This window comes from Bacillus sp. IT-79MI2, from assembly GCF_949768135.1.
GTDB lineage: Bacteria > Bacillota > Bacilli > Bacillales > Bacillaceae_G > Bacillus_A > Bacillus_A pseudomycoides.
The window spans coordinates 1-19349 of record NZ_CATKPV010000062.1 but is presented as its reverse complement, the minus strand read 5'-3'; the positions used below and the strand labels follow the sequence as shown (position 1 = coordinate 19349).

The following is a 19349-nucleotide window of genomic DNA, read 5'->3' as shown; positions in this document are numbered from 1 at the left end:
GAAGTTTTCTCCATTTCTGAAAAAAATTTTATTGCTGTATTTGCATTTGTTCACTTTGATTCAGGTATAAAATGTAATGAATATATATATACTAGTACTATTATTTCCTGTTTTATAAACGGCTTGCAAAAATAAAGAACTTATAATTTTCCATATTACATTTTTTTCAATAAAACTTTACAGTGAATCATAAAATTTATCAGAAGGATGGATGATTCATGAATATAAGGAATTTCCGCTTGCCTTTTTTTGAAAAAGAATCACAAAATATTATGCATCACGATTTAGAGGCTTGTACAACAATTAGTGATTTTCTTCTCTCACATATACCTATTAGTCAAAATACCCCCCTCAGCCTAATTTGCATAGGAACAGATCGTTCAACCGGTGACGCCCTTGGCCCACTAGTCGGATCTAAACTAGAACAAATGAACATTCAAAATTTCCACGTATTCGGCACACTTGATGAACCAATCCATGCGTTAAATCTCGAAGATAAAATTCAGAATGTACAGACTTCAATTCCCGATTCTTTTATTATTGCCATTGATGCTTGTCTTGGAAAATCGCAAAGTATCGGTTCCATAACTGTTGGTGAAGGACCTAGTAAACCTGGTGCAGCAATGAACAAAAAGTTACCTGCGATTGGTGAGCTACACATACATGGTATCGTGAATTTAAATGGTTTCATGGAATTTTTTGTCTTGCAAAATACAAGATTAAGCCTCGTTATGAAAATGGCAGACGTTATTGCCCAAAGTATAAAGGAAACAGATCAAAAATTATCCGTATTAAAAAAAGCAAACCATCTATAAATAAAAAGATGGTTTGCTTTTCAGTTTTCCCCGGATAATAATTCTAAAATGCGATTTAAATCTTCCTTATCGAAAAATTCTATTTCAATTTTCCCTTTTTCTTTCTTTGTTTCTTTAATTTTTATACCCGTTCCAAACTTTTCTCTTAACAATGTTTCGCGCTCTTCGAAAAATATATTCCGCTCTCGCTTCACTGTCTTTGTTTCACGTGAAACGCGTTGATGAATCTGTTGAACAATTTGCTCTAGCTGTCTAACATTCAATCCTTCTTTTTCAATACGCTTTAATAAAGACTTTAGCTGTTCTTCATCTTTTATTGTAAGTAATGTCCGTCCATGTGCCATGGATAGACTTCCATTCGCAATCATTTCTTGAACAAATGAAGGAAGTGTAAGCAACCGAACATAATTAGCAATATATGGCCTACTTTTTCCAAGGCGCCTTGCTAATTGCTCTTGAGTTACATTCAGCTCATCCATTAGCATTTGATATGCCAAAGCTTCTTCCATTGGATTTAAATCTTCACGTTGTAGATTTTCTAACAAGGCAAACTCCATCATTTGCTGTTCATTTAATTCTCGAACGACAGCTGGCACCTTTTCAAGGCATGCTTCTTTTGCAGCACGGTATCTACGTTCACCAGCAACGATTTCATATCCTTTAATACTTTTCCTTACGATTAAAGGTTGTAAAATACCATGTTCTTTAATAGATGCTGCCAGTTCTTGAATAGCTTCTTTTTGAAAGTTTTTACGCGGTTGGTAGGGGTTTGGCCTTAATTCAGTTAGTGCAATTTCCTGAATTTTTTCTTCCTCTCTCACATCTAAATCTGGAAAAAAAGCATTAATCCCTCTTCCTAATCCTTTAGCCACCAGCAATCACTTCCTCTGCTAAATCTATATACACTTCTGCACCCTTTGATTTAGCATCGTACTGCATAATTGGTTTTCCATGACTTGGTGCTTCACTCAAACGAACATTGCGCGGAATAATAGAACGATATACTTTATCTCGAAAATATTTCTTCACTTCATCTATAACCTGAATCCCTAAATTTGTACGTGCATCTAGCATCGTTAATAGTACACCTTGAATTGCTAAATTTTTATTTAAATGCTTTTGTACAAGTCGAACTGTATTCAGTAATTGACTCAACCCTTCCAATGCGTAGTATTCACACTGAACTGGAATAATAACAGAATCTGCTGCCGTTAGTGCATTAATTGTTAATAAGCCTAAAGATGGGGGACAATCAATAATAATATAATCATATTCATTACGGATTGGCTGCAAAGCCCTTTGTAAACGAACTTCCCGGGAAATGGTCGGTACCAGTTCAATTTCAGCACCTGCCAATTGAATTGTAGCAGGTAGAACATCTAAATTTTCAGTTGCGGTTTTTTGTATAACCCCTTGAACATCAGCATCTTCCACAAGAACATTATAAATACATTGATCTAATTCCGACTTTTCAATTCCTACACCTGTCGTTGCGTTCCCTTGAGCATCAATGTCAATAAGCAATACTTTTTTTCCTACCTGTGCCAATCCAGCTCCTAGGTTAACAGACGTTGTTGTTTTCCCTACACCGCCTTTTTGATTAGCAATAGCAATGATTTTTCCCATGATGTCACCTACTTTCAACCTTTCTGTCTTATTCTGAAAATAATTATGTTTATTGTAACATGAAATAAAAATTTTTCTTTTGTATCCTTATTAAACTTCAAAATTTATTCCAAAACTCCTTCTTCATTTAGGAAGAAAAATATAAGAAAAGAGATCTCTCCAAAGGATGAGATCTCTATCAAATATGAATTATTTTTTTTTAGGAATCTTAATTGTGATCTGATAGTACTCATCAAATTCTTCTTCTTCAGAATTTACTTTCAGTCCACTATTTGTAACCATTTGTAGCGATTGTCTAATTGTATTCATTGCAATTCGCATATCACGACTTACCGCTTTCTGTTTTGCCTTACGCTTTGGTTTCACTTCTTCCAATAGCTTAGCAATACGTTCCTCAGCCTGTTTTACATTCAATTGTTTTTCTACAATTTCTTGTAAAACTTTCAACTGTAATTCTTCATTTTTTAAAGGAATAAGGGCACGGGCATGACGTTCTGTAATATTCTTTTCTAGCAATGCTCGTTTAATTTCTTCAGGCAACTTTAATAATCGCAACTTATTTGCGATTGTTGATTGTCCTTTTCCGAGCCTCTGCGCTAATGCCTCTTGTGTTAAATTATGTAACTCAATTAGCTTTTGATAAGCAACAGCCTCTTCAATTGCTGTTAATTCCTCACGTTGCAAGTTCTCAATGAGAGCAACAGAAGCTGTTTCCGTATCATTTAAGTTTTTGATAATCGCCGGAACTTTTTCCCATCCTAATTTCGTTGCAGCACGAAAACGTCTTTCCCCGGCAATAATTTCATACTTATCTTCTTCATATTTCCTGATAACAATTGGTTGAATGAGTCCATGTGTACGAATGGTCAACGCAAGTTCATCAATACGTGCGTCATCAAAAACTGTACGTGGTTGATAGCGATTGGGAATGATATTTGCTATCGGAATTTCTTGTATTTCTTCATGTACCTTTTTATCTATTTCTTCATGGCTTTCGTTTTGTAATTCGAATTCGCTCTCTTTATCTCCAAAGCCAAATAAACGAGAAAACGTATTTTTCATACATATTCCACCACCTTTGGGCCTATTGAATGTCCTACACAGAAATGTTTCCTATGAAACATTTACGTTTTCATTTATATAATTTAATCTTACGTCTAATAAGATTTATTTTTCAATAGGTAATTTATTGGGTGTCCCTGGCTTACGCGGATATTTCTTTGGTGTTTTGCGCTTTTTCACGATTGCTAAAATATTACGTTCACTTTCTTCAAATGGTAATTGGAAAGTAGAAATCTCTTTTAGTTCACCGCCAAGTATTTCTAAAGCATACTTACCATTTTCAATCTCTTCATTGGCAGCTGCACCTTTCATAGCGATAAATGTCCCACCTACTTTTACAAGGGGTAAACATAACTCACTCAATACAGAAAGACGTGCTACCGCACGCGCCATCACGATATCAAACGATTCACGTACACCTTCTTTTTTCCCAAATGTTTCAGCACGATCATGACAAAACGCAACATCACTTAGCTCTAATTTTTGGGCTAAATGATTTAAAAAATTGATACGTTTTTGCAATGAATCTACAATCGTTACTTTTAAATGCGGGAAACAAATTTTCAATGGAATACTTGGAAATCCTGCTCCTGCACCGACATCACAAATAGAAAACGGCTTTGAAAAATCATTATAAAAAGCAGCTGTAATCGAGTCGAAAAAGTGTTTTAAATACACTTCTTCTTTCTCTGTAATAGCTGTTAAATTCATTTTCTCATTCCATTCTACTAATGTTTCAAAGTAGATTTCAAATTGCTCTAATTGCCTAGGAGAAAGGTTAATTCCTCTTTCTCCTAGCATAGATTGAAATTGTTCTATGTTCATCTTGCCATATCTCCTTATTATTTATTGGTTCGATACTCGCGCAATTTTTCCTTGTTCAATATACACAAGTAAAATGGAAATATCAGCTGGATTTACTCCGGAAATACGGGATGCTTGCCCCATAGAAAGAGGACGAACATCTTTTAATTTTTGTCTTGCTTCAGAAGCGATTCCAGAAATCGCATCATAATCAATATCAACAGGAATCCTTTTGCTTTCCATTTTCTTCATACGCTCTACTTGTTGTAAGGATTTTTCGATATATCCTTCATACTTAATTTGAATTTCTACCTGCTCTGCAATTTCATCGTGTATTTCCACTTCACTTGGCGCAAGAATACGAATATGTTCATACGTCATTTCCGGACGACGTAGTAAGTCACTTGCACGTATTCCATCCTTTAATTCACTTCCACCAATACTGCGAATTAATTCTTGCACTTCAGGACGTGGTTTAATAATAATGCTTTCTAAACGTAATTTTTCTTGTTCAATCTGTTCCTTTTTCACAGTAAAACGCCCGTAACGCTCTTCTGGAATTAAGCCAATTTCGTGGCCAATTTCTGTTAAACGAAGATCGGCATTATCATGACGCAATAATAGACGGTATTCAGCACGGGATGTTAAAAGACGATATGGTTCGTTTGTCCCTTTTGTCACAAGATCATCAATTAAAACACCAATATAAGCATCTGAACGACCTAAAATAACCTCTTTCTTCCCTAGAGAGCGGCATGCTGCGTTAATTCCGGCCATAATTCCTTGTCCTGCTGCTTCTTCGTAACCAGACGTACCGTTAATTTGACCTGCTGTATATAAATTTTTAATTTTTTTCGTCTCCAGTGTCGGCCACAACTGAGTTGGCACAATTGCATCATATTCGATCGCATAACCTGTACGCATCATCTCAACATTCTCTAAACCAGGAATCGTTTTAAGCATTTCACGCTGGACATCTTCCGGTAAACTTGTTGACAAACCTTGTACATATACTTCCTGTGTATTACGACCTTCCGGCTCTAAAAAAATTTGATGACGCGGTTTATCGTTAAATCGCACCACTTTATCTTCAATTGAAGGACAGTAACGTGGACCTGTTCCTTTAATCATACCAGAATACATAGCTGAACGATGCAAGTTTCGATCAATTAAACGATGTGTCTCTTCACTTGTATATGTTAACCAACATGGAATTTGATCCATAATAAATTTTGTAGTTTCAAAAGAAAATGCACGTGGTTTTTCATCACCCGGTTGAATTTCCGTTTTACTATAATCAATTGTATTGCTATTCACACGAGGAGGCGTACCTGTTTTAAATCTGACAAGATCAAAGCCAAGTTCCTCTAGATGCTCAGATAATGTGATAGATGGTTGCTGATTATTCGGACCACTTGAGTATTTTAAATCGCCCATGATAATCTCACCACGTAGGAATGTACCCGTTGTAATTACAACTGTTTTTGCTGTATATTCAGCACCTGATTGTGTAATTACACCTTTACATACATCATCCTCAACAATTAGACGCTCTACCATTCCTTGACATAATGTTAAATTTGGCGTTTCTTCAATTGTTTTCTTTAATTCATGTTGATATGAAAATTTATCCGCTTGTGCACGAAGAGCACGTACAGCCGGACCTTTTCCCGTATTTAACATACGCATTTGGATGTGAGTTTTATCAATGTTTCGTCCCATCTCACCGCCTAATGCATCAATCTCACGTACAACAATCCCTTTCGCTGGTCCACCAACAGAAGGGTTACATGGCATAAAAGCAACCATATCTAAATTAATTGTTAACATTAATGTTTTTGAGCCCATTCGTGCTGCTGCAAGCCCAGCTTCACATCCTGCATGACCTGCACCGATTACTATGACATCGTAAGAACCGGCATTGTATCCCATTATTATTCCTCCTAAAATTATCTATCCTTCTAAAACAACTATATGTTATTTTCCTAAACAAAATTGAGAAAATAATTGGTCGATTAAGCTTTCATGAACAGTATCACCAGTAATTTCACCAAGGATTTCCCACGTTCTTGTTAGATCGATTTGAACCATATCAATTGGCACACCGTTCTCTATTGCCTCAATAGCATCTCCAATTGTCTTTTCCGCTTGTGTTAATAAACCGATATGTCTCGCATTAGAAACATACGTCATATCTGCTGACTCAATTGTTCCTTCAAAGAATAGATCTGCTATCGCTTTTTCTAGCTCATCTACACCTTTTTCTTCAATTAGCGACGTTGTGATCATACGATTTTTACCTGCTAATTCTGTAACACGTTTCATATCAATTTGCTTTGGTAAATCTGTTTTATTTACAATGACAATAAAGTCTTTTCCTTGCACTGCACGGAATAAGCCTTCATCTTCATTTGTTAATGCTTCACTATAGTTTACTACAATTAGAACTAAATCAGCCTGTCCCATCATTTCTTTTGATCGTTCTACACCGATTCGTTCAACAATATCTTCAGTTTCACGGATTCCCGCCGTATCAATAAGTTTAAGTGGCACACCACGCACATTGACATACTCTTCAATTACATCGCGTGTTGTTCCTGCTATATCTGTCACAATCGCCTTTTTCTCTTGCACGAGACTATTTAATAACGAGGATTTCCCAACGTTCGGTCTTCCGATAATTGCCGTTGCAATTCCTTCTCGTAAAATTTTCCCTTGCTTAGATGTCTCCAATATTGTTTTAATTTCACCGCGAACATGTGTGGCTTTTTCAATTAAAATATTGTGCGTCATTTCTTCGACATCATCGTATTCTGGATAATCTATATTTACTTCTACATGAGCTAATGTTTCTAAAATTTCCTGACGAAGGCGACCGATTAATTTAGATAATCGCCCTTCCATTTGATTCATTGCTACGTTCATCGCTCGATCTGTTTTCGCACGAATCAAATCCATTACAGCTTCTGCTTGCGATAAGTCAATACGCCCATTTAAAAATGCACGCTTTGTAAATTCACCCGGTTCTGCCAAACGCACTCCTTGAGCCAAAATAAGTTGTAATACTTTATTTACAGAAACAAGACCACCGTGACAATTGATTTCTACAATATTTTCACGCGTAAATGTCCTTGGCGCTCGCATAATTGATACCATTACCTCTTCGATAACTTGATCTGTATCTAAATCAACAATATGACCGTAGTGAATCGTATGAGAAGAAACTGCCGTTAAATCTTTCCCTTTAAAAATGCGATTGACCTTTTCAATCGCATCCTCTCCACTTACTCGAACAATGGCAATTGCCCCTTCCCCAAGTGCCGTGGAAATTGCAGCAATTGTATCAAAATCCATGTCCTTTCACCTCACTTGCTTATTTCTCTCTATTTCAACATGATTTTTTCCTTCACTAAACTATTAGGATACCATAACGAACCTATCTACAAAAGAATAATAACTCATTTTATTATGTCCTCATGTAAAAAACACTAAACTTATTCACAGTGGATAAGTTTAGTGTTTTTTAGTTATCCACAATCTATTTTTCATAAATTAACAAGAAAAAAAAACCGGTACTCGAATGAGTAACCGGTTATTTGGAAGATATTACAACATGTCGATGTGGTTCTTTCCCTTCGGAAGTTGTAATTACATTTGGATGATTGGACAATGCTTGATGAATAATTTTTCTCTCAAAAGAAGGCATTGGTTCTAACACAACATTTTTTTTAGTTACCGTTACCTGTTTTGCTAATCGATAAGAAAGCGATTCTAACGTATCTTTCCTCTTACTACGATAGTTTTCAGCATCAATTGTGATACCAATATATTGCTTTGTAGTGCGATTCGCAACAAGTTTTGTTAAATATTGTAAAGAATTTAATGTATGTCCTCTTTTTCCGATCAATACCCCTACATCTTTTCCAAAAAGTGTAAACTCAATTTCTCGCCCCTTTACATTTTTCGTAATCATCACATCCACACCCATTTCCTGAACAACACTTTGTAAGTATTGCTCAGCTTCTTGAATGGGATCTTTCTTCATTACAACTTCCACGATAGCTGGACGATTCCCTATAAAACCTAGAAATCCTCTCTTTCCCTCATCAATCACATTCACGTCTACTTGATCCCTTGAAACTTTTAATTGTCTTAAAGCATCTTGTACTGCCAGCTCGACTGTTTGTCCTTTAGCAGTAATTATACTCACTTGCTTGATCCTCTTGCCTTACTAGCCTTAATTTCAGGCCCTTTGATCATATACATTTGAGCGATACCAAAGATGTTACCAACTACCCAATATAGTGATAATGCTGCTGGGAAGTTAATTGCAAAGACTAAAATCATGATTGGCATAAGCCAAATCATCATTGCCATTTGTGGATTTTGTCCAGCAGTACCTGCCATTGCAAGTTTTTGCTGAATAAATGTTGTGATTGCCGCAACAATTGGAAGGATATAGTACGGATCCGCATGTCCTAAATCAAACCATAAGAAGCTATGTTGCTTAATCTCTGCCGTTCTCATAATTGCATGGTAAAATGCGAATAAAATTGGCATTTGAATAAAAATTGGTAAACAACCCGCTAATGGATTTACACCGTGTGTTTTATACAACTGCATCATTTCTTGTTGTAACTTTTGCTGCGTTGCTTGGTCTTTAGAACTATATTTCTCTTTTAACTTCGCCATTTCTGGTTGCAATGCTTGCATTGCCTTCGTACTCTTCGTCTGCTTAATCATTAATGGTAACAATGCAAAACGAATGATAAGAGTTGTGACAACAATCGCTAAACCATAATTACTACCAAATAAGTTTGCAAAATATGTGATTAACTGAGAAAGCGGGTATACGAAATATTCATTCCAGATCCCTGTACTTTTCGGTGTAATCGGCTGATTCGTTTCATTACAGCCAGTAGCAATTGCCATTAAAGCAATAACCATGACTAGTAATCCTATCTTTTTTTTCACAGCCTGCTCCTCCTTGTTTCGGTATGTATATAGTGTAATTCATTTTCCTTTTCCTACGCTACTTGTTTGTTATTTTAATACCAGAGCGCTTAAAGGCATGAATTAAGCTTTTCTTCAATTGTTCGTATGTCATATCTGCACAAGGCTTCCTTGCTATTATAACAAAATCTTTTCCAGAATCTATCTCATCTTTTAATTCTGCAATCGATTGGCGAATCATACGCTTAATTCGATTACGTACTACTGCATTTCCTAACTTTTTGCTAACGGAAAGACCAATGCGAAAGTATGATTGCTCCGCTTTTTCAAGCTGATAGACCACAAACTGACGATTTGCATTTGATTTTCCATTTTGAAAAACAGCCTGAAATTCATCATTTTTCTTTATACGATTTTTTTTCTTCATATCAATTGACACTCCTGTATTTCATCAGTGGAAATTCATTATTACTAGAAAAAAAGACCACTGAACGATCAGTGGTCTACGCAGATAATACTTTTCTTCCTTTACGACGACGAGCTGCTAGCACTTTACGTCCGTTCGCTGTGCTCATACGGCTGCGGAAACCATGTACTTTGCTGCGCTTACGTTTATTTGGTTGGTAAGTTCTTTTCATTATATGACACCTCCCTGAGGAATATCTGTTAAAGACAGTCTTATAAATTATAGTTAATCAACTAGGAAAATGTCAATGGTTCTCCAAATTTTCATCAAATATTCATTTTGAACCTATTCACAATTTATTTCACAGCTGTTTTATTTCTTTGTGGATAATGTATTTTTCATTTTTTTGTATCCACAAATTTTTTTTTCACTTTTACACAGTATATCGTATTGTGGACAAGTTTATTCCACAAGGTATTGATTTTGTGGATAACTTTCTGAAATTCATTGCTATCGCTATCTTTTTTTGATATTATAGTTGTGTTTTCACCTTGGACAAGTTTTCCACAAGTTTAATTTATCCACAAATTGTGCATAACATGTGGACAGTTATAATCACATGTGGGTAAATAGTTGTCCACATTTGTGTTTTTTGTCGAAAACTCTATCTCGTATACAAACGACGTTTTTAGGTTTTAAAATACGTTTCGTATAAATATACATTTTTGTTATTTCAGGGTTGTACAATTGTTGCACAACCTTATTCTTTTACCATCTTTGTAAAGGAGGGACACCTTTGGAAAATATCTCTGATTTATGGAATAGTGCTTTGAAAGAACTAGAAAAAAAGGTCAGTAAACCAAGTTATGAGACATGGTTGAAATCAACCAAAGCACATGCTTTGAAAAAAGATATATTAACGATTACAGCTCCAAATGAATTTGCTCGTGACTGGCTAGAATCTCATTATTCAGAGCTAATTTCAGAAACACTTTATGATTTAACAGGAGCAAAGCTAGAAATTCGCTTTATTATTCCCCAAAGTCAAACTGAAGAGGAGATTGACTATCCTCCTGCTAAAAAGAAAAGAATAAATGATGAGTCTAATCACTTACCACAGAGCATGTTAAATCCAAAATACACGTTTGATACATTTGTTATTGGCTCTGGGAACCGTTTTGCTCATGCAGCTTCATTAGCAGTTGCTGAAGCACCGGCAAAAGCATATAACCCGCTATTTATTTATGGGGGAGTCGGGCTTGGAAAAACACACTTAATGCATGCAATTGGTCATTATGTCATTGAACATAATCCGAATGCTAAGGTTGTTTATCTGTCATCAGAAAAATTTACAAATGAATTTATTAACTCTATTCGTGATAATAAAGCTGTCGATTTTCGTAATAAATACCGTAATGTCGATGTCTTGCTTATAGATGATATTCAATTTCTTGCTGGAAAAGAACAAACACAAGAAGAGTTCTTCCATACATTTAATGCGCTACATGAAGAAAGCAAGCAAATTGTAATCTCAAGCGACCGACCGCCAAAAGAGATCCCGACATTAGAAGATCGCCTTCGCTCCCGTTTTGAGTGGGGACTTATTACAGATATTACACCGCCAGATTTAGAGACGAGAATTGCGATTTTACGAAAAAAAGCGAAAGCAGAAGGCCTTGATATCCCAAATGAAGTCATGCTCTATATCGCAAATCAAATCGACTCGAACATTCGTGAACTAGAAGGTGCACTTATTCGAGTTGTTGCTTATTCATCTTTAATTAATAAAGATATTAATGCGGATTTAGCTGCCGAAGCACTTAAAGATATTATTCCAAATTCTAAACCAAAGATTATTTCTATTTATGATATTCAAAAAGCCGTTGGAGATGTTTTTCAAGTTAAACTAGAAGACTTTAAAGCAAAAAAACGCACAAAATCAGTCGCATTCCCTCGCCAAATTGCAATGTATCTATCACGTGAGTTAACAGATTCATCTTTACCTAAAATTGGTGAAGAATTTGGTGGACGTGATCACACAACAGTCATCCATGCGCACGAAAAAATTTCAAAACTATTAAAAACTGATACACAACTACAAAAACAAGTTGAGGAAATCAATGATATTTTAAAGTAGTAGCTGAATAGTGTGAATAACTTCCCTTGTTTTACACACAGTCTATCCACATGTAGATAGACTGTTTTTCCGTCTCTAAATGGAGTTATCCACATATCCACAAGCCCTATTACTATTACTACTATTTTTTTATATTTATTAAATAAATAAAATCTTATACTTGCCGGAGGTTTTCGCTATGCGTTTTACAATTCAAAAAGACTATCTTGTAAGAAGTGTACAAGATGTAATGAAGGCAGTTTCCTCTCGTACAACTATTCCCATACTTACAGGAATTAAAGTTGTAGCAACTGAAGAAGGTGTTACATTAACAGGAAGCGATGCTGATATTTCGATTGAATCTTTTATTCCAGTTGAAGAAAATGGAAAAGAAATTGTTGAAATTGCACAATCGGGGAGCATTGTTTTACAAGCAAAATATTTTAGTGAGATCGTAAAAAAATTACCAAAAGAAACAGTAGAAATCTCTGTGGAAAATCATTTTATGACAAAAATAAAATCTGGAAAGTCAGAGTTTAATCTAAATGGTTTAGATGCCGCTGAATACCCATTATTACCGCAAATTGAAGAACATCATGTATTTAAAATCCCGACAGATTTACTAAAACATATGATTCGTCAAACTGTATTTGCGGTTTCAAGTTCTGAAACTCGTCCGATCTTGACAGGTGTAAACTGGAAAGTATATAACAGCAAATTGACTTGTATTGCAACAGATAGTCACAGGTTAGCACTTCGTAAAGCAAAGATTGAAGGTCATACAATTTCTGATGAATTTCAAGCGAATGTTGTTATCCCTGGTAAAAGTTTAAATGAATTGAGCAAAATTCTAGATGAGTCTGAAGAAATGGTGGATATTGTCATTACGGAGTATCAAGTATTATTCCGAACTAAACATTTATTATTCTTCTCAAGGTTGTTAGAAGGGAATTACCCGGATACAACACGTTTAATTCCGGCAGAAAGTAAAACCGACATATTTGTAAATACAAAAGAGTTTTTACAAGCAATTGATCGTGCTTCTTTACTAGCAAGGGATGGTCGCAATAATGTTGTAAAATTATCGACATTAGAACAACAAATGCTAGAACTTTCTTCAAATTCACCAGAAATCGGAAAAGTAGTAGAGGAAGTTCAATGTGAAAAAATAGAAGGGGAAGAATTAAAAATCTCCTTTAGTGCAAAATATATGATGGATGCATTAAAAGCGTTAGACAGTACAGAAATTAAAATTAGTTTTACTGGAGCGATGAGACCATTCTTAATTCGTACAGTAAATGATGATTCTATCATCCAATTAATTTTACCAGTTCGTACTTACTAAGCGAGAGTGAGGGTTACTAGTTTGAATATGCTAGTGGCCCTTATTTGATTTTCGGGGTATTACTTTCCTAATGCAGGTTTATTTAGTACAATGAAAGAATGAACACTTTCAGAAAGTGAGCGATTTTATGAAACGTATTAAGATTTCAACTGAGTACATTACACTGGGACAATTTTTAAAGTTAGCTGATGTAATTGATACAGGCGGTGCTGTTAAATGGTTCTTACAAGAGTACGAAGTGTATGTCAATCAAGAGCTTGAAAATAGAAGAGGCCGAAAGTTATATGCAAATGATATTGTTGAAATTCCGGGGAACGGAACATTTCAAGTTCAAGCATAAAGGGGGAGCCCTTTGTATATTAAAGAATTACAATTAAAAAATTATCGCAATTATGAATATCTGGATCTCTCCTTTGAGGATAAAGTGAATGTAATTATTGGTGAAAATGCTCAAGGGAAAACGAATTTGATGGAAGCTATTTATGTATTAGCGATGGCCAAGTCTCATCGAACTTCGAACGATCGTGAACTTATCCGGTGGGATGAGGATTATGGTAAAATAAAAGGTAGATTACAAAAGCGAAACAGTTCCTTGTCTTTAGAATTAAATATTTCTAAAAAAGGGAAGAAGGCAAAATTAAATCAACTAGAACAACAAAGGTTAAGCCAATATATTGGTGAAATGAATGTTGTTATGTTTGCCCCAGAAGATTTAAATCTTGTAAAAGGAAGCCCTCAAGTACGAAGACGCTTTTTAGATATGGAACTTGGACAAATAGCTCCTGTCTATTTGTATGAGTTAAGTCAATATCAAAAAGTGCTCACGCAGCGAAATCACTTGCTAAAAAAAATGCAAGGGAATAGTAAAAATGAGGAAACGATGTTGGATGTATTTACACTGCAACTCATTGAACATGGTGCGAAAATTTTGCAAAAACGTTTTGAGTTTCTGCATTTATTACAAGAATGGGCTGCTCCAATCCATCGCGGCATTAGTAGAGGATTAGAGGAACTAGAAATAGTCTATAGACCGAGCGTAGATGTATCAGAATCAATGGATTTGTCGAAAATAAAAGAAGTATACTATGAAAGTTTTCAATCTGTGAAACAACGTGAAATTTTTCGTGGTACAACTTTAATTGGTCCTCATCGTGACGATTTACAATTCTTCGTTAATGATAAAAATGTTCAGGTCTTTGGTTCACAAGGGCAACAACGAACAACCGCACTTTCCCTAAAGTTAGCTGAAATTGAATTGATTTATTCAGAGGTTAGAGAATATCCAATCCTCTTATTAGATGATGTATTATCAGAGTTAGATGATTATCGTCAATCACATCTTTTAAATACAATTCAAGGAAAAGTGCAAACATTTGTGACAACGACGAGTGTCGACGGAATTGAACACGAAACGTTAAAGCAAGCGAAAACAATTCATGTAACGAACGGCACGGTAGATTGTGAAATAGACAGAACATAATTTCTGTTTAAATGGAAAAGTAGGTGATCTTTGTGTCAATGGAACAAAAGCAAATGCAGGAAAATTCATATGATGAAAGTCAAATACAGGTACTTGAGGGACTGGAAGCAGTTCGAAAACGACCAGGTATGTATATTGGATCTACAAGTGGGAAGGGTCTTCATCACCTTGTATGGGAAATTGTAGATAATAGTATTGATGAAGCGTTAGCAGGATACTGTGATGAAATTAATGTTAGCATCGAAGAAGATAATAGTATTCGTGTGACGGATGATGGTCGTGGTATTCCAGTTGGTATACAAGAAAAAATGGGACGTCCTGCTGTAGAGGTTATTATGACTGTACTCCACGCAGGTGGTAAATTTGGCGGTGGCGGTTATAAAGTTTCCGGTGGTTTACATGGTGTGGGTGCATCTGTTGTAAATGCTCTATCAACAGAGTTAGAAGTATTTGTACATCGTGAAGGTAAAATTCATTATCAAAAGTATGAACGAGGTATCCCAGCCGCAGATTTAAAGGTAATTGGTGAAACAGATCATACAGGAACAATAACTCGTTTTAAGCCAGATCCAGAAATTTTTAAAGAAACTACGGAATACGATTTTGATACATTAGCAACACGTATGCGTGAACTAGCATTTTTAAATCGTAATATTAAATTAATAATTGAAGATAAACGCGAAAATAAGCAGAAGAAAGAGTTCCATTATGAAGGTGGAATTAAATCTTATGTTGAGCATTTAAACCGCTCGAAGCAACCGATTCATGAAGAACCTGTATATGTAGAGGGTTCGAAAGATGGAATTCAAGTTGAAGTTTCTCTTCAATATAACGAAGGTTATACAAACAATATTTATTCATTTACGAATAATATTCATACGTATGAAGGCGGTACACATGAGGTTGGTTTCAAGACGGCCCTAACGCGTGTAATAAATGATTATGGACGAAAAAATAACATCTTAAAAGATGCTGATAGTAACCTAACAGGTGAAGATGTACGTGAAGGACTAACAGCGATTGTTTCCATCAAACATCCGAATCCACAGTTTGAGGGACAAACGAAAACAAAACTTGGAAATAGTGAAGCGAGAACGATTACAGAGTCTGTTTTCTCAGAAGCGTTCGAAAAGTTTTTACTTGAGAATCCAAATGTTGCTCGTAAGATTGTGGATAAAGGAACAATGGCGGCACGTGCACGTGTAGCAGCGAAGAAGGCACGTGAATTAACGCGTCGAAAGAGTGCGCTGGAAGTATCTAGTTTGCCAGGGAAGCTTGCAGACTGTTCTTCTAAAGATCCTTCGATTAGTGAAATTTACATCGTAGAGGGAGATTCTGCAGGAGGTTCTGCAAAACAAGGACGCGATCGCCACTTTCAAGCGATTTTACCACTTAAGGGTAAAATTATTAACGTTGAAAAGGCACGCTTAGATAAGATTTTATCTAATGATGAAGTACGTACGATTATCACAGCGATTGGTACAAATATCGGTGGGGATTTTGATATTGAAAAAGCCCGCTATCATAAAGTTATTATTATGACCGATGCCGATGTTGATGGTGCGCATATTCGTACTCTATTATTAACGTTCTTCTATCGTTATATGCGTCAAATCATTGAACATGGTTATATATATATTGCACAACCACCATTGTTTAAAGTGCAACAAGGGAAAAAAATTCAATATGCTTATAACGATAAAGAGCTTGAAAAGATATTAGCAGAGTTACCAGCTCAGCCAAAACCTGGTATTCAGCGTTACAAAGGTCTTGGGGAAATGAATCCGACTCAATTATGGGAAACGACAATGGATCCAGAAGTACGTTCATTACTTCAAGTTTCTCTGCAAGATGCAATTGAAGCAGATGAAACGTTTGAAATTTTAATGGGTGATAAAGTAGAGCCACGCCGTAATTTTATCCAAGAAAATGCAAAATACGTGAAAAACCTTGATATTTAAGTAAGTAATGACAGGAATCTAAGCATTCCTGTCTTCTACATATAAATCAATGTATATGTAACGGAAATGTAAGAGGAGGTGCTCGTTGATGTCAGACAATCAACAACAAGCACGAATTCGAGAAATTAATATTAGTCATGAAATGCGTACCTCATTTTTAGATTACGCAATGAGTGTTATCGTATCTCGTGCACTACCAGATGTTCGTGATGGGTTAAAACCTGTGCATCGCAGGGTTTTATACGCAATGAATGATTTAGGGATTACTGCTGATAAAGCATATAAAAAATCAGCGCGTATTGTTGGTGAAGTAATTGGTAAGTATCACCCGCATGGTGATTCAGCCGTTTACGAAACAATGGTACGTATGGCACAAGATTTTAGTCAACGTTATATGCTTGTTGATGGACATGGTAACTTCGGTTCTGTTGATGGTGATTCGGCGGCAGCGATGCGTTATACAGAAGCAAGAATGTCTAAAATCTCCATGGAATTAATACGTGATATTACAAAGAATACAATTGACTATCAAGATAACTATGATGGTTCTGAAAGAGAACCAATTGTATTACCAGCACGCTTTCCTAACTTATTAGTAAACGGTACGACAGGTATCGCGGTTGGTATGGCAACAAATATTCCGCCTCATCAACTTGGAGAAGTAATTGATGGCGTGCTAGCATTGAGTCATAATCCTGACATTACTATTGCGGAATTAATGGAATTTATTCCGGGACCAGATTTTCCAACGGCGGGTCTAATCTTAGGGAGAAGTGGAATTCGAAGAGCGTATGAAACAGGTCGCGGTTCTATTATACTTCGTGCTAAAGTTGAAATTGAAGAAAAGGCAAATGGAAAACAAGCAATTATTGTAACAGAGCTGCCTTATCAAGTGAATAAAGCTCGATTAATTGAAAAAATTGCAGAGTTAGTTCGCGATAAAAAAATCGAAGGTATTACAGATTTACGCGATGAGTCAGATCGAAATGGTATGCGTATTGTCATGGAAGTACGCCGTGATGCAAATGCAAACGTACTATTAAATAATTTATATAAACATACGGCGCTTCAAACAAGCTTCGGTATTAATATGTTATCGCTCGTGAATGGGGAGCCACAAGTATTAAACTTAAAACAAACTTTATATTATTATTTAGAGCATCAACAGGTAGTTATTCGTAGGCGTACTGCTTATGAATTAGAGAAAGCGGAAGCTCGGGCTCATATTTTAGAGGGGTTACGAATTGCATTAGATCACCTTGATGAAGTAATTACTTTAATTCGTAGTTCAAAGACTGCTGATATTGCAAAACAAGGATTGATGGAACGTTTCGGTTTAAGTGAAAAACAAGCGCAAGCAATTTTAGATATGCGTCTGCAACGCTTAACAGGACTAGAACGTGAAAAAATTGAACAAGAATATCAAGACCTAATGAAGTTAATTGCTGAATTAAAGGCCATCTTAGCGGATGAAGAAAAGGTTCTTGAAATTATTCGTGAAGAATTAATAGAAGTAAAAGAACGCTTTAATGATAAAAGAAGAACAGAAATTACAATTGGTGGTATGGAATCAATTGAAGACGAGGATTTAATCCCAGAGCAAAATATAGCTATCACACTTACTCATAATGGTTATATCAAAAGGTTACCAGCTTCTACGTACAAAACACAGAACCGTGGGGGACGTGGTGTACAAGGAATGGGTACGAATGATGATGACTTTGTTGAGCATTTATTGACAACGTCTACACATGATCATATTCTATTCTTCACAAACAAAGGTAAAGTATACCGTACAAAAGGATATGAAATTCCAGAGTATAGCCGTACGGCAAAAGGTATACCAATTATTAATTTGTTAGGAGTAGATAAAGGTGAGTGGGTTAACGCTATTATTCCAATCCGTGAATTTGGTGATGATCAATTCTTATTCTTCACAACAAAACAAGGTATTTCTAAGAGAACGCCTCTTTCGTCATTTGCCAATATACGTACGAATGGTTTAATTGCAATTTCCCTTCGTGAAGAGGACGAAGTAATCTCTGTACGCTTAACATCTGGTGATAAGGATATTATTGTTGGAACAAGTAACGGTATGTTAATCCGTTTCAATGAGCAAGATGTTCGTTCAATGGGACGTAATGCGGCAGGTGTAAAAGCTATTACACTAGGTGATGAAGACCAAGTTGTAGGTATGGAAATTGTTGAAGAGGATATGAACGTTTTAATTGTAACCAAAAATGGTTACGGAAAACGTACACCGGTTGATGAATATCGTCTACAAAGTCGCGGTGGTAAAGGTTTAAAAACATGTAATATCACAGATAAAAACGGTAAATTAGTAGCAGTTAAGTCTGTAACTGGCGAAGAAGATATTATGCTAATTACAGCTGCGGGTATTATTATCCGTATGCCAGTTGATCAAATTTCTCAAATGGGTCGTAATACGCAAGGTGTACGATTAATCCGTTTGGAAAATGAACAAGAAGTAGCAACAGTAGCAAAAGCGCAAAAAGATGAAGAAGAAGATGGAAGCGAAGAGGCTTCTGAAGAATAAGAGTGGGGATTTTCCCTCTCTTATTTTTTTTAGAATAATACTTGCATAGAGATGGGAAAGTCTATATAATAGGCAGAGTCAGCAAATGAGAGATACAAGTTATCGAAAAAACTTGTTGACGAAAATAATATACTGTGTTATATTATAAAAGTCGCTGAAACGCGATGTTGAACTTTGAAAACTAAACGAAACAAACAACGTGAAACGTCAATTTTTATTTTAGG

Annotated in this window: 17 protein-coding genes; 7 read left to right on the top strand and 10 right to left on the bottom strand. The window is 35.8% G+C overall.

Annotated features, from left to right (window positions below; all coding sequences use genetic code 11):
- Positions 1-218: 218 nt before the first annotated feature.
- Positions 219-815 carry a spore protease YyaC gene (yyaC, locus tag ACM6HU_RS13765; protein ID WP_016112822.1) on the top strand — a complete coding sequence of 199 codons (597 nt, stop codon included), beginning with the start codon at positions 219-221 and terminating at the stop codon, positions 813-815.
- 20 nt (positions 816-835) lie between these two features.
- Here yyaC and ACM6HU_RS13760 read toward each other — a convergent pair whose 3' ends face one another.
- The 10 genes from ACM6HU_RS13760 to rpmH form a co-directional block, all read right to left on the bottom strand.
- Positions 836-1687, bottom strand: a complete 852-nt coding sequence (locus ACM6HU_RS13760) for a ParB/RepB/Spo0J family partition protein (protein WP_077294292.1) — start codon at positions 1685-1687, stop codon at positions 836-838.
- Complete coding sequence (soj, locus tag ACM6HU_RS13755) at positions 1680-2441, bottom strand: sporulation initiation inhibitor protein Soj (protein WP_016112824.1); 762 nt, start codon at positions 2439-2441, stop codon at positions 1680-1682. The genes ACM6HU_RS13760 and soj overlap by 8 nt, the downstream gene beginning before the upstream one ends.
- Positions 2442-2630: 189 nt before the next feature.
- On the bottom strand, positions 2631-3503 hold the full coding sequence (gene noc, locus ACM6HU_RS13750) for a nucleoid occlusion protein (RefSeq protein WP_016112825.1): 873 nt from the start codon (positions 3501-3503) through the stop codon (positions 2631-2633).
- A gap of 105 nt (positions 3504-3608) precedes the next feature.
- Positions 3609-4328: a 16S rRNA (guanine(527)-N(7))-methyltransferase RsmG gene (gene rsmG / locus ACM6HU_RS13745; protein WP_003202571.1), complete on the bottom strand. Its 720-nt coding sequence runs from the start codon at positions 4326-4328 to the stop codon at positions 3609-3611.
- A 21-nt stretch (positions 4329-4349) separates the two neighbouring features.
- Positions 4350-6239 (bottom strand): tRNA uridine-5-carboxymethylaminomethyl(34) synthesis enzyme MnmG, encoded by a 1890-nt coding sequence (mnmG, locus tag ACM6HU_RS13740; RefSeq protein WP_016112826.1) that lies wholly within the window; start codon positions 6237-6239, stop codon positions 4350-4352.
- Positions 6240-6284: 45 nt separating this feature from the next.
- Positions 6285-7661, bottom strand: a complete 1377-nt coding sequence (gene mnmE / locus ACM6HU_RS13735) for a tRNA uridine-5-carboxymethylaminomethyl(34) synthesis GTPase MnmE (protein WP_016112827.1) — start codon at positions 7659-7661, stop codon at positions 6285-6287.
- 238 nt (positions 7662-7899) lie between these two features.
- Positions 7900-8517 (bottom strand): RNA-binding cell elongation regulator Jag/EloR, encoded by a 618-nt coding sequence (gene jag, locus ACM6HU_RS13730; RefSeq protein ID WP_016112828.1) that lies wholly within the window; start codon positions 8515-8517, stop codon positions 7900-7902.
- Positions 8514-9281, bottom strand: a complete 768-nt coding sequence (spoIIIJ, locus tag ACM6HU_RS13725; protein ID WP_016112829.1) for a YidC family membrane integrase SpoIIIJ — start codon at positions 9279-9281, stop codon at positions 8514-8516. The genes jag and spoIIIJ overlap by 4 nt, the downstream gene beginning before the upstream one ends.
- Before the next feature lie 58 nt (positions 9282-9339).
- Entirely contained in the window at positions 9340-9687 is a 348-nt protein-coding gene (gene rnpA, locus ACM6HU_RS13720) for a ribonuclease P protein component (protein WP_016112830.1), read from the bottom strand.
- A gap of 76 nt (positions 9688-9763) precedes the next feature.
- Positions 9764-9898 carry a 50S ribosomal protein L34 gene (gene rpmH, locus ACM6HU_RS13715; protein ID WP_000831901.1) on the bottom strand — a complete coding sequence of 45 codons (135 nt, stop codon included), beginning with the start codon at positions 9896-9898 and terminating at the stop codon, positions 9764-9766.
- Between the two features lie 564 nt (positions 9899-10462).
- Here rpmH and dnaA point away from each other — a divergent pair.
- The 6 genes from dnaA (at position 10463) to gyrA (ending at position 19125) form a co-directional block, all read left to right on the top strand.
- Positions 10463-11803: a chromosomal replication initiator protein DnaA gene (gene dnaA, locus ACM6HU_RS13710; RefSeq protein ID WP_016112831.1), complete on the top strand. Its 1341-nt coding sequence runs from the start codon at positions 10463-10465 to the stop codon at positions 11801-11803.
- Between the two features lie 178 nt (positions 11804-11981).
- Positions 11982-13127 (top strand): DNA polymerase III subunit beta, encoded by a 1146-nt coding sequence (dnaN, locus tag ACM6HU_RS13705; protein ID WP_016112832.1) that lies wholly within the window; start codon positions 11982-11984, stop codon positions 13125-13127.
- 127 nt (positions 13128-13254) lie between these two features.
- Entirely contained in the window at positions 13255-13467 is a 213-nt protein-coding gene (yaaA, locus tag ACM6HU_RS13700; RefSeq protein ID WP_003194149.1) for a S4 domain-containing protein YaaA, read from the top strand.
- A gap of 12 nt (positions 13468-13479) precedes the next feature.
- Positions 13480-14607: a DNA replication/repair protein RecF gene (gene recF, locus ACM6HU_RS13695; RefSeq protein WP_016112833.1), complete on the top strand. Its 1128-nt coding sequence runs from the start codon at positions 13480-13482 to the stop codon at positions 14605-14607.
- Positions 14608-14645: 38 nt separating this feature from the next.
- The gene (gene gyrB, locus ACM6HU_RS13690; protein WP_088094030.1) at positions 14646-16568 is read left to right on the top strand and encodes a DNA topoisomerase (ATP-hydrolyzing) subunit B; all 1923 of its coding nucleotides are present in this window, start codon (positions 14646-14648) and stop codon (positions 16566-16568) included.
- 88 nt (positions 16569-16656) lie between these two features.
- A complete protein-coding gene (gyrA, locus tag ACM6HU_RS13685) occupies positions 16657-19125 on the top strand; it encodes a DNA gyrase subunit A (RefSeq protein ID WP_016112835.1) in 2469 nt (822 codons plus the stop codon).
- Positions 19126-19349 lie beyond the last annotated feature (224 nt).